General features: G+C 47.5%; 11 protein-coding genes. 1 reads left to right on the forward strand and 10 read right to left on the reverse strand.

The annotated features are described in order from the left end of the window. Positions 1–75 precede the first annotated feature (75 nt). Both ACR80S_RS12725 and ACR80S_RS12730 read right to left on the reverse strand, forming a co-directional pair. On the reverse strand, positions 76–885 hold the full coding sequence (locus tag ACR80S_RS12725; RefSeq protein ID WP_435403370.1) for a WbqC family protein: 810 nt from the start codon (positions 883–885) through the stop codon (positions 76–78). 304 nt (positions 886–1,189) lie between these two features. Continuing rightward, positions 1,190–2,266: a phytanoyl-CoA dioxygenase family protein gene (locus ACR80S_RS12730; RefSeq protein WP_435403371.1), complete on the reverse strand. Its 1,077-nt coding sequence runs from the start codon at positions 2,264–2,266 to the stop codon at positions 1,190–1,192. Between the two features lie 582 nt (positions 2,267–2,848). On the opposite strand from ACR80S_RS12730, the gene ACR80S_RS12735 reads away from it, so the two are divergent. Next, positions 2,849–3,271, forward strand: a complete 423-nt coding sequence (locus tag ACR80S_RS12735) for a DUF488 domain-containing protein (protein WP_435403372.1) — start codon at positions 2,849–2,851, stop codon at positions 3,269–3,271. A gap of 229 nt (positions 3,272–3,500) precedes the next feature. Here ACR80S_RS12735 and ACR80S_RS12740 read toward each other — a convergent pair whose 3' ends face one another. The 8 genes from ACR80S_RS12740 to ACR80S_RS12775 all read right to left on the reverse strand — a co-directional run bounded on the left by ACR80S_RS12740 (position 3,501) and on the right by ACR80S_RS12775 (position 12,839). Beyond that, on the reverse strand, positions 3,501–4,781 hold the full coding sequence (locus tag ACR80S_RS12740) for an O-antigen ligase family protein (protein ID WP_435403373.1): 1,281 nt from the start codon (positions 4,779–4,781) through the stop codon (positions 3,501–3,503). A 30-nt stretch (positions 4,782–4,811) separates the two neighbouring features. After that, positions 4,812–6,071, reverse strand: a complete 1,260-nt coding sequence (locus tag ACR80S_RS12745) for a glycosyltransferase family protein (protein WP_435403374.1) — start codon at positions 6,069–6,071, stop codon at positions 4,812–4,814. A 180-nt stretch (positions 6,072–6,251) separates the two neighbouring features. Continuing rightward, positions 6,252–7,397 (reverse strand): non-hydrolyzing UDP-N-acetylglucosamine 2-epimerase, encoded by a 1,146-nt coding sequence (gene wecB / locus ACR80S_RS12750; protein ID WP_435403375.1) that lies wholly within the window; start codon positions 7,395–7,397, stop codon positions 6,252–6,254. A 3-nt stretch (positions 7,398–7,400) separates the two neighbouring features. Continuing rightward, entirely contained in the window at positions 7,401–8,519 is a 1,119-nt protein-coding gene (locus ACR80S_RS12755) for a polysaccharide biosynthesis C-terminal domain-containing protein (RefSeq protein ID WP_435403376.1), read from the reverse strand. A 19-nt stretch (positions 8,520–8,538) separates the two neighbouring features. Then, on the reverse strand, positions 8,539–9,558 hold the full coding sequence (locus ACR80S_RS12760; protein WP_435403377.1) for an SDR family NAD(P)-dependent oxidoreductase: 1,020 nt from the start codon (positions 9,556–9,558) through the stop codon (positions 8,539–8,541). A gap of 52 nt (positions 9,559–9,610) precedes the next feature. Beyond that, on the reverse strand, positions 9,611–10,705 hold the full coding sequence (locus ACR80S_RS12765) for a glycosyltransferase family 4 protein (RefSeq protein ID WP_435400213.1): 1,095 nt from the start codon (positions 10,703–10,705) through the stop codon (positions 9,611–9,613). 100 nt (positions 10,706–10,805) lie between these two features. Continuing rightward, a complete protein-coding gene (locus ACR80S_RS12770; protein ID WP_435400214.1) occupies positions 10,806–11,780 on the reverse strand; it encodes a hypothetical protein in 975 nt (324 codons plus the stop codon). A gap of 87 nt (positions 11,781–11,867) precedes the next feature. Further along, the gene (locus ACR80S_RS12775) at positions 11,868–12,839 is read right to left on the reverse strand and encodes a glycosyltransferase family 2 protein (RefSeq protein WP_435403378.1); all 972 of its coding nucleotides are present in this window, start codon (positions 12,837–12,839) and stop codon (positions 11,868–11,870) included.

Genomic DNA, 12,839 nt, shown 5'->3' on the forward strand with positions numbered 1-12,839 from the left:
GTGTACAAGACTCAGGATCATCCAAGAAGGGAAAACAAACGCAAGCAAGACAATTAGCGTGATGAAAGAATATCGTTACTCTAGGTCGTACTCGTCGAGCAGAAAGCGTGTTTCAGCACGAGAGCAGCGCATCAAAATATCAATGATGGAGAGTTGGGGCACGAAGGGAATGGCACCTTGGTCATACTCGATCTGGCGAGGATTGAGAAATGAAAGCTGAATACCTCGAGCTGAAAAACTCTCCTTGTCATATAGTTTCTTTCCGCCCTGGCTGTTGATGTAATGACCTCCACCAACAAGATGACAGATCTCCACCAAACGGTCGGCAGCAGGCAGGCTTCTATTATAGTCAAGTTCAGCCGCTCGGGGTATGTGAATAGAATGACCAAGGTAATCGAAGACCGCCATGATACCTGCACGACAAACGGACGTGATATCGCGATCATGATGCTCTAACACACCGCGGATTAACGGAAATACGTCCTGAAAGTACGGAGAACGCGCGTAAGCATGGCGAATACCTTCTATTATGCTCTTCACATCGCCAGAATACTGAAGATCCATTATCTTGCGATTGATTGAAGCACCTGGGACCGGCAACGTAAAGCGCCGGGGCACGCCCCGATCCAGATAGGTATTACGATTGATGAACCCACGAGATATGTAGTTAACATCATCATATAAAATAAAGATATCACTTGAGCGAACAAGTTGGTAATAGCTGAGTGCAGGAAAAATATAGGGCTGAGTAACAGCCACTCTCATTGGCGCAGGCATAGGCGCTGATACAGGCGCAGGAGAATGCATAGCGAGTGCAGTAGCCATAATCAATCCCGTCAGTAATGTATATTGACAATGCAACACCAATGCAACACCAATGGTCACATAAACATACCTTTGGTGACAAAAGTATACACACAAACGAGAAACGCGGGAAAAATCCTCAGCTGATATTACTAATGTAGAGTAAATGGTTTTTTTAAGAAGGTAGGGGTGGCCATATTAGATAGACCACTTGATTACCGGGAAAGACAAAGGAACCAGGAATCGTATAACCCAGGCAGAAGGCAGAAGGCAGAAGGCAGAAGGCAGAAGGCAGAAGGCCATCACCCTATCACCAACTCAGGAAAGATAGGGTGAACAACCTTCTGATGATTTCAATGGGGCCTTACAGATCCGGAAGACTCGTTCAGAAAGTTGCTTCAGGAACCCGAACGGTTTTTTCCGGAGGCATCTTTAAAAAATCACCATAGCTTCTTGGTTCAGCGATCAACGTAGGATGTGGCGCGTAGCCAGCATACCAGAGCTCGGGTTCCAGGATATCGCGTGCAATGCTCATGCTGAAGAATTGACGCGGTTCCTTGGAGCGGTTGTCAGGGCCAGCATGAAGGAGATCGCTGCGGTAGAGAATGATTGACCCTTTTCTTGGGGCAGTTTGAACGAGGTGAAACAGGTCATTCAACTCCTGTCGATTTCGAAAAAGCTTCCACAGCGTACGTGGACCCAGCATGCGTATGCTGAACTGACTATTCTTTCCTGACAGAAATCGCAGTAGATTCGGTTGATGGTGATCCATCTTAGGTGAAAACACACGATCGCGAAACTCGCCAGGGGCCAAGGGCGCCTGTTTGTCACGGCGCATGTTCCAAAGTTTCTTGAAATTATGGCGAAGTATACGAAAATTGCACTTTATTCTGAAAAGTTCCATCAGCTCATAGGCCTTACGCCCATGCTTCCTGTCGGCACCGCCGTACATATGAGTACCTGGAACAAAGACCGTACCACCCTGTTGCTCTGATACATCCTCTAAGGCGGCGAACAAGCTGATCACACCGTATGGGTCACGGTGGATATACTGGTGCGATGATCCCAGGTAACTGGTCAAGGTGGTTATCTCGAGCAACGAACGCGTTCGCCCACAATACTCCGATAGAACACCCTCTAATCGTTGACACAGTGTAGCGGCGAAGCCAATTACAGGCGGGATCGATGGAAGCGAACAGAAATCACGACGAACATAGCGGTTATCCGTTTCGCTGGCAAAGGAACCCCGAACACGGGCCGGATCGTCGATGGTTTGACGCATCAGGTCGAGGCAATGAGCAGCCTCATCATCCGTCAGAAGATTCGTCAATACGACAAGACCATGAGTATCCATGGTCTTAATGGCTTGACGGACACATTGGCGCGAAAGAACTCCCCTTTCGTCCAGGACAGCGGGCACTTCATATGCCGACGTATCGTTGGAAACCTTGAGTTCACTCATACTAGACCTGCCTTGTCATCGACGAAAATAATAATTTAATACATAAACAGTAAAGCTGAACTATAAAAACTGAGAAGCGGTTACCTCATTACAACCACTTTGTTAAGACGTTAACAAGCAACTAGATACAATAAAAAAAGGAATAAGGAATAAGGAATAAGGAATAAGGAATAAGGAATAAGGTCACACCAAGTCATCAGCCGATATAATGATATACACTAATTATACACCGCAAAGGAGTGCGCAGCTGAAGTAGGATCATTATTTTTCTAACCCAAACAAGATCATATTGCTAGCAAAATTGGAATTTTCAAGCAAGAAAAAAGGATGTGACGCGAGGGAATCGATGGCAGCAGCCTATAAAAGGAAAAGATAATGTAACATAAGGGTGAATATTCAACGATCACAACAGGATAGCAGGAGAAGAAGGAAAAGGAGAGGGAAGGAAGGAAATTGGCGGAGGAAGGAAAAGGGGGGAAGAACAGCGGTATTTGGTGGCTTTCGCAATAGCAGGGGGACGAGGGGATGGCAGAATCCGAAACGAATCGCTAGGATAAGGGAATCGTCAAGCGAGAGTAAATCATGTCCTACGAGATAGCCCTCAAGCGGATCTATGCACTTGTCGATAACGATGATGGTTTTCGCATATTGACCGATCGGTTATGGCCGAGAGGCAAGGCTAGAGAAAGTCTGTCTCTGAATGATTGGTATGTCGAAGCCTCTCCCTCCCCGCTGCTGAGGCGCCAATTCCATCAAGGAGTTATCAGCAGCAAGGTGTTCGAGATTCGCTATCGTGGGGAGCTCAGGGACAACCCGGAGAGCCTGATGCCACTGATGCGTTACGCTCGACGAAATCGTCTCACCCTATTAACGGCGTCGCGCGAACTAGAGAATTCTTACCTGATCGTACTGCGCGATATGTTAGTTGAAGCACTGCGAGCGGAAGATTACGATGAGGCACTTCCTGCCTCCCCCACATGCTTTTCCAGAAAGAGTCACGGGTAGCAGACTGAGAAAGCCTCTTACGCATTATTGGTAAGCATTACAATCATGCCACCTCAAGCAACTCAGAACGGGGTGTAGTTTGATAGCAGTCATAACAATAATAGTGTTGCTCCCTACGCATCAGTCGCTGCCACAAGCGCAACTTTACCTTGTAAACACCAAAGCCATGACAATGTGGGCATTGAAGTTTCATATCATCACCTTTTATCTATTACTTTGTACCCAAGAATCATAGCGTTTCTGTCCGAAATTTGGAGTTGGTGGACGCTCTCCTGGGACACACCGGGCGACACCGCAATGCGGTCCAAAGGACGATCAACCAGAACATATAGAAAGTAATAGCCAACGGATAGGTCATGAAACTATATGATACTCCAAAACCCATGTAGGCTATTGACAGCAATACCCCAGCCATCGCTAGAGAGCGCCGTGACGGATCGAACTCAGAAAGACTTGGAAAGAAAAGCAGGATCGGTGCAAGATATAATAAAAGCAATGCTACAACCCCGGGAAGGCCGCGCTTTGCCCAGGCTTCAAGCACATCGTTATTCACATGAGGGAAGAATAAAGAGCTCTCTGAGTCGAGTGCCCCCTGCTCGATTCGAGAACGTAGCATCTCCTGATACCCCCTGTCACCGAATCCCTGGACCGGCTGCTCCAGAATCATCTGACCCGCCATGTGCCAGATATCCACCCTGCGGTTGTTTAGCGCCAGGCGCTCGCCATCATTCATATATGACATGACATCCGGAGAAGCATCCCCTTGCAGAGATAAAATATCACCACCGGGTAGTATCTGGTCAGTATGGGTAACAAGGTGGAAGGCGCCTATCAGCACTATGAGGGAGGATACAAGCGTCACCCACCATCCCCTGGAAAGATCCGCCCGATATCCGCGATACAGCACTAACAGCGCAAAAGGGACAACCAACAAGCCACCGCGCGAACCTGAAAGCAGCGATGCCAACAGTCCGCTCAAGGCCGACGCGGACAGCAGCACAAACCAGGTACGTCGACGATAAGCCTGAGTTGACCAAGATAGGCCTGCAAGTGACATCAGGCAAAGCAGCAGGCTTAGATTACCAAAGACAATTGAATCAACTCCTTGTGGACCATTAGCATGAGCCTGGCCGACGAGTATCGTCTGCCAAACCGCCCATCCACCCGATAGCAAGGCGCCGAAGGCTACCCCACCCCACAACCATTTAAGACGCGGGGGACGGGAGAGTAATAGCGCCATGATTGGCAGGACAAGAAGAATAGGCCATACAAGATTAACCATCGCATCCAGGTCGCCGTGCAATGCCCCCATACCCATAAAAGCCAAGCCAAAAAAAGACAAGGAGAACAGTAGAATCAGATCATCTAACTGGTAAAAAAGAGACGGCCAACGCCTCACCAGTAAGAATCCCCCTGCCGCTGCGGCAAGAAGAAGCGCAACATGCGCCGTAGCCATCATGAGGACCGTGGCTCCAAAAAGCGCAACAGCAAGATTGGTATAAATGACCATGATGCCCCCTCTCGGCTTTCACATTAAAAACTAGACCGATCGCTGGTCCAGTTCCCTAATCTCAAGCTCGCAAGGGTTAATGACCAACTTCAAAAGCATGTCCGAGTGCCGCTCGACGGAATAGAACGCCAGAATACCGGGATCGGGTAACGAAGCGTGGGGCACGGAAGCGTCATTTGATTGCTTCTCACCCAATAATGCATCCGTCGCCATTTTTTGCTTTTGACTTGCGATGTCAGTTTCAATCATCTGCAGTGCACTAACGACACTTTCAACGTCGGGCTTCGCAACTTCTCCGCACGCCTTTTCTTTTATCCATGTCCCGACGCTGGTTTCTTCCGAGCACACCGCCAGAATCTTGCAGCCCGAGACCAAATAACAAGATGATTTACTCGGAAACGCGTAACGAGTGACCACGTCATCGATGGGCATCAACCCCCACCGATGGCGCACCAACAATCTTGCCGCTTCCTCTGTAGGTACCAGGCCGAGATAGGTAACGTTGGGGTATGAATCGGCTAACAGCCGAATATCTTTCGCATACACACCTCCACCGGCGAAAGTGAAACGCAAGTCGCCCCCCCTATCGATGTACAGTTTTATAGCTTCGATAATCAATGGAATGCGCTGAAGGCGTCCAGCATTGCCGCAGAAGATAACATCTCCATCGCGAGGCTGCGCGAAATGATCCAGATCGATAACAGCAGGATTATCCAACACTGTGATGGGTGACCTAGTGCCCGACCGGGAACGAATATAGTCCGCCATCCCCTTCGAAAGAGTGATGATATCGTCAGCGTGACGCAGAGTAATGGAGTCTATATTACTTAATATTTTAAACGCTATTCTATTTAACGGCACTACAATGTTGGTCGCTTCAGGATGGATATCCTGAACATGGAAATAGTATTTTGCTTTAAAAATCTTCGCATATGTACAAACAATGAAAGGGACCACCAATGGAGGATTAGTTGCTACATACACCGTCTTGGGTCGAGTCGCCAGCAGGTTAATAACTGTCCATATCAAGAAATAAATTGAATTTACGACCCGCATGAAAAAACTGGATGATGAATCCGTCAAAGATCGGCAACTCCGAATATCGACGTCGCTAGCACGATTGCTCTCATCGAGTATTTTTCTTAGATCAAGGTCACTCTGGGTGATCACTGAGACCCGGACATGGAGTGAAGCCTTCTCCACAAACCGAAGCAGTGTTTCACCAATAATCTGGGCATTAGGCCAGAAGTGATAATTAACTATCGCAAGATCGGATTTTTTGAATAGCATACAAGAACTCCCTTTCATCTTGTAAGGAGAGAAGGTGTGGAGGTTATTACATCAAAAAAGGCAGGTTTAAAAATGGCTAACGATCAAATCAAGGAATATATTACGGTCTGGGCTACATATTCTATAAAATCGTCTAATCTTCAGTACTCAACCAGCTCAAGCAATAACAATGCGCGGGCTTCACCAGTCGTATCGACTGAAATTATCCATGTTCCGCCAATGATGGGTCAGCTTTGCCGTACCAGTGATCAGACGAACGACACGCTCAGATGTATTGAGTACACAGTACTCATCCGGTATTTCACGAGCAGAATTGGAAAATACGGATCTTGAGGATGTAGCAATCTTTACAGCATCAATCAGAACTGCATTATCAAGGCCGCTCAACGCAATAGCCCCTGTATCGAGTGCTTCTGGACGTTCAATAGAGCGTCGCAGGGTGACAGCTGGAAAATCAAGAATGGAAGACTCTTCACTGATAGTGCCACTGTCAGAAATTGCACAGAAAGCGTTTAGCTGAAGTGCATTGTATTCGAAAAATCCGAATGGCTTAAGGAACTGAATATTCTTGTCATCGCTCAACAACCTTGATGACTCGAGTCGATTGCGTGTGCGTGGATGTGTAGAAACAATAACGGGATAACCCCATGTTTTGTATAGTGTTTCAAGACAAGAAACAACCTTTTTCAAGCTATCACCGTTATCGACGTTCTCTTCTCTGTGAACGCTAACGATAAAATATTGGCCTTTGTTCAAGTTCAACTTTTCGAGGATGCTGGACGTTTCGATTTTGTCTCGACAATGCTCGAGAACTTCTCGCATGGGAGAGCCGGTCAGATAGATGAACCGATGCGATAACCCCTCACTGATCAGATGTCGTCGCGCATGTTCCGTATAGACAAGATTGAAATCTGCGAGATGATCAACCATTTTACGGTTGATCTCTTCAGGCACGTTGGCATCAAAACAGCGATTCCCTGCCTCCATGTGATAGGTAGGAATTTTCATACGCTTAGCCATCAAGGTGGCTAATGCACTATTGGTATCACCCAACACCAATACGGCATCGGGTCTTTCCTCCAGCAGAACCTGCTCGGTCTTGATCAGGATTTCGCCCAGGCAGCGACCCAAGGACGAGGTATCGACGTTAAGAAAATGATCAGGCTTACGAACAGACAGCTCCTCGAAGAAGATATCGTTCAGTTCATAATCATAGTTCTGACCAGTATGGACGAGCTTGTGATCGACTAACTCGTCAAGGGCCGCCATCACGCGCGAGAGTCGAATAATTTCAGGCCGCGTGCCCAAGATCGTCATGACTTTCATTGATCACTCCTTGTCATCGAGAACGGGTTCAAAATACGTATCCGGATGTTCCGGATCGAATAGTTCATGACTCCAGAACAGTGTCAAGAGATCGTCCGTCCCGATGTTGGTGATGCTATGCGTATGAAACGTTGGCATATCGACAAAAACGGGCCTGTCGCCGCTGACAGTAAATGATTCGACGTGATCGTCCATCAGCCGTCGGATACGTATGACCGCCTCTCCGCTGATGACCAGGAAGCGCTCGACCTTATGGAAGTGATAATGGTTGCCGCGAGTTATGCCGGGCTTGGTCGTCGACAGGAAGGACTGACCGCCATTTCGGCTCTTTACGGCTTCAAAGAGTGAGCCACGCTCATCCGTATGCAGGGTCAGCTCGCGTGGATAGAAATCAGGATATAGAAAGGAGCGCAACGTATTGAACAGTTGCAGGTCGAGACGGTCATCCAGGTTCGGAATGATACCCTTGGTATAGCTGCCGTGCATGGCGATAAGCTTGCCAGCAGTCTCTGCCACACTGATCGAGACCCCCAGGATACGCCGTTCGCCCGTCAAACCACGTTCGAAGTGATCAACGAAAGCTACGGCCACATCCTGGGCATGAATAAGTTCAAGTTGACCACTGCCATTGATGGACAGTGGCTCCCCCTTGGCAAGTTGGTCACAGAAGGTTAGAACTACAGAATTATAATACGGTCGCCCGCCCTCGCCAAAGATATGCGGCAGCACCAGGTCAGAATAAGCTGCCTCGGCTCTAGTAGCCCATGCGCCGAACACTTCACTCGCCGCCGCCTTACCGCGTCCATAAGCGCTGTCCGACCCTCGTTGTATCGTATTTGTATACAGCAGATGGGGAGCAGTGCCCATACGATCCAGCATCTCTACCAACCGCTCAGCCAGTGCACGATTTCCGTTCTCGAGAACAGCCTCTTCATCGCGATTGATGCCGGCACAATGGATGACCACATCCGCAGCGACAAGGGCATCTCGTAAAGACGCATCGTCATTGAAATTATTACGATCCAGAGCGATAACAGCTGACTTGTAACCCTCGATCGACCCCAGATAATACTGCAGATGGGTTCCCAGCAATCCGGCAGCACCCGTGATGACAATCTTCATCGTTATCTCCATCTTGTATTCAGTAATCGAGCGCTGCCCGGACTTCTGGAAGTGCCAACAAGAGTTCCTTCAACTCATCCTTGGTCAATTGATGGGTGTTATGAGAATGATAGTCGTCTTGAAGGCTCTCTTCTACATCACCCTCCGTGAAATATTTATCGTAGTTAAGGTCACGGTCGTCAAAACTCACACGGTAGTAGTCTCCCATGTCCTGGGAGCGTCGCAGTTCCTCGGAGCTTGCCAATGTCTCGAACAGTTTTTCACCATGGCGCGTACCGATAATGCGAATCTCGTTCTCGCCGCTGAACATCTCTTTTAGAGTTTCTGCCAGCATCAAAACCGTACACGCAGGCGCCTTCTTTATGAAGATATCACCTTGACGTGCATGTTCAAAGGCAAAATGTACCAATGAAATTGCATCATCGAGCGACAACATGAAACGCGTCATATTGGGGTCTGTGATAGTCAACGGATTGCCACTCTTGATTTGGTTGATAAAGAGTGGAATTACCGAGCCACGCGAGCACATGACATTACCATAGCGAACACAAGATACCGTGGTCTCATTATCGTTGAGCTGGCGGCTAGCCGCCTGGGAAACTTTTTCCATCAACGCCTTGGACATCCCCATCGCATTGACCGGCATGACGGCCTTGTCGGTGCTTAGGCAGACGACGCTCTTGACACCGGCATGGACCGCCGAATCGATCACGTTCATGCTGCCGATGATGTTCGTCTTGACGGCTTCAAGGGGAAAGAACTCACAGGATGGGACTTGCTTCAAGGCTGCGGCATGGAACACAAGGTCGACATTTCGCATTGCCTTGTCGACAGACTGCCGATCACGAACATCACCGATATAGAACTTGAGTTCATCACGTCGATAGGCAGTACGCATTTCGTCCTGCTTGGCCTCATCCCTGCTGAATATCCGGATCTCCTTGTACCCAAGAGCCAACAGGCTGTTGACCATTGATTTCCCGAAAGATCCAGTACCACCCGTAATCAGTACGATGTCATTAGTTTTTGCGTTTTTCATGTCAGCCCCTCGCAGTTCCATTTAGTGCCAGTCCTATTTAAGATTGCTACGTTCAGGTCGACATCATGATGTCGAGATATTTTCTTGCTCTTACACTGGAGCTAGAAAAACCTGCTGCATGTTGCCTGGCAGCTTCCAGATCAACAGTGGCCCTGGCATCATCATAAAAATATGTATAAATCACATCGGCGATACTCTCAGGATCCATCGGGTCAAAATACAATGCATAATCACCGCAAACATCCCTGACAAAACCACGATCAGAGGCAAATAATGGCTTCTTCATCGCCATGGCTTCGAGCGGAGACGCAGAAAAACACTCCAGGTAGCTGGGGAAGACAACGCCATCCAGCTTCTGGTAAAAATCCGGGCACTGTGTGACTTTCAATGACCCTACGTTAGTAATGCACCTTTTGAACGTATCCGATTTGGCGTTCCACTCATCATCATTGAGAGTCACGTTAAATACCGCGTCAATATTATACTTATTTTTCATAAGCAGCTTTACGTGCGGCAAAATATCAAGGTTCTTGTGCGGATAATCTCGTGTAATCACACCCAGTGATAACCGTCTAAAGTCAACATGCGCAGGTTCACAAGTATACTCCTGGAGATACATTTTCGATAGACAGTTGTAGACGACATGAATTCTTTTCTTTACACCCAGCTCACGCAGTTTTCTCTCTACATGCTCAAGTTCAACGACGAGATCATCCGCCAGGGTAAAAAACAATTTCTGCAGGTTAAACTGGAGGCGAGTTTTTAACCTGTCGCGGGTTTCCATACCAGCATAGACTTCATTATCTGGATAGATGATCCAGGGCTGTGCAAATCCAACCACACTCTTGAATCTTCTTCCAATCATGTATAACGGACCAAAAACGGTAAATACGACATCGAATCGGTTGAACTCTTTCCTTAATGGCGAACCTAACTGCCCCAGACCATAAACGTCCATCACCTTGTAGCTCTTGAAACGAACCGCTTCAAAATTCATGGCTCTTAAATTAGTGTCTACTTCAGTCGAGACAAAGAGAGAAACTTGTCGACTTTCTTCCAGCAAGGATAGTTCGTGGATGAAGGAAGTAGCCACTTGGACGCCACCACCGGCATGCAGATTACAGGCATTCACCGCCAATGATTTCATGATACCTCGTCCCTTTGTCCAATTATCATCGTCGCAAAAGCTTTCCTCCCGGTCTCAAGGCGCGTGGAGGTTCATCTTATTTTAATGCACGATCAGAATATTAATCGAGAAGCCCATGGAAGGCATTCCCGTATTCGACTACTCGATCAACCATCCCGAAAGTCGTCGTCATGAAATACAGTGAAGTCAGCACAACACCAATATTTAATCCGCCACGGTGGTGTACCGAGAAAAACAGGAATACCAGGTAACCAAACATATTTATCCGATCCCCGCTGAACATGACGACCATGCTCATGAGAAACGCATAGACAATCACCACATCGCTCTTTTTCTTAGCATAAATCAGCGACATTCCAAAGAACACCAGCATTCTCAAGGCCTGCCCGACGGTCATCATGTCGGCATCGTCAGTATAGGCGAGAAACTTGTCATACAACTGAGTAATGGAAAACACCAACACAACAGCCATCAAAGGCAACGCGATAAAGAACACTTTGTTCAGACGCAGGCCAGTGAAGAACTGTTTTATCTCGTCACGTGCATATACCAATAGTGATGAAATAAATATTATGATCGTCGAGACATGTGCCAGCAGGCCAATAGCTGAAAGCACCACGAAGCGGAAACGTTTATCGAACACCATCCAGGCAAAGAACATCAAAATGCATGCAACCTTGAGTCGTTCTGCATGCAGATACAAAATCCAAAGATAGAAGTTGGTAAGAACGATGAATATCGCGACTGACTTGTAAGCACCCAGGTTTACCAACAGCCGGAAAGAAGCGAATGCCAGCAAGAAATTTAGAGCTGACATCATCACTTCTTTCGACATCACCCCACCCAGAAAATAAACCAAAGAGAAATGAACTATTTCGTTGGATGACAGAGTGCGCTGATAGAAAAAAGCTGCATCAGCAAAATTTAGATTAGGAATGACATCATAGACAAGACGATAGAATTCCTGATCACCATAGATATAAAACGGAGACACTATCATGCTGAGGACAAAAACGATGCTGGCGACTGCCAGCGCATAGAGATTCGCTTTATCTACGTATATCCTTTTTTTCATGCGTGTTCTCCGTTCATCCCCATGCTGTAGTTTCAGCGTAACTTCTCGGCAGCGTCATTAAAGTAAAGAGCATTACAGGCAGGGCCGTTAGCTAGATAGCGACTTCTTGGCAGATTTGAACATCTTCCTGGCCGGTTTGAACAAGCTATAAAATCCAGGGATGAACTTATAGCCAATAAATATTGAGCGATTGACAAGAGTCACCAGAAAACTCTTCTGCGAGTTCACGATTCCTTGGTTGACTCTTTTGGACAGCTTAATTTCCAAGTTATCGGGAATCGCCACAAACCCATCATAAACTTGCTGATTCTGCAGTTCATGGTTGACCCCTGAATGCATCCCGGTGCCATCATGGCCAACCGACTTGGTCAGCGTCTTGGGCGGGAAAAGGGCAAATAGGTTATACCTATTCATTCCAAGCAAGGATTGGATATCGTTCGCCACCAGATCCCCCTTGGCAATTATAGGCAAGGCCCTTATATTTGCTGGCGTCTGATTCTCGACTGAATTAAACAACTTCCAGTCTTTCAGGAATGCATCTGCCAGGTTGGGAGACAGAAATGTATCGACCAGCCCTTCCTTGTGTTTCCAGATACCGCTGCCATAGGGAGTTTGCTCGTTGAGAAAGTAGGGCTCTTCCTCGATACCATCACCCCCTGGCATGATATAGCCACAGATAGCCAGAACCTTGTCGTTGTCGAAGTACTTATCAAGGCCATCATTGATGAACTTCATGAAGCCTTTACCAACGACGACATCGTCTTCCATGGTAATCAGTGCAGGATGCCTATCGAAGACATAATCTCGCGCCTTCATGTAGTTCTCTTGAGAACCCAGATTAGTCTCCCTTGCAAACAGCACGACATCCTTGAACCCCTTGATTGTCGCGATATAGTCTCGTACTTGCTTGATGGAGGCTTCATCTTCGTTTCGGTAAGCTGCATCGGATGCGATATAGACAACTGTCTTGGGTGCTTCCGGGCAACGCAAGAGTGAGTTGATACACTGGCTCAGATGTTCTGCCCGGTTGTAGACTGTGATTAATACTGGTGCAAACAT

Origin of the sequence: Halomonas salsilacus (assembly GCF_051216275.1) — a bacterium.
GTDB lineage: Bacteria > Pseudomonadota > Gammaproteobacteria > Pseudomonadales > Halomonadaceae > Halomonas.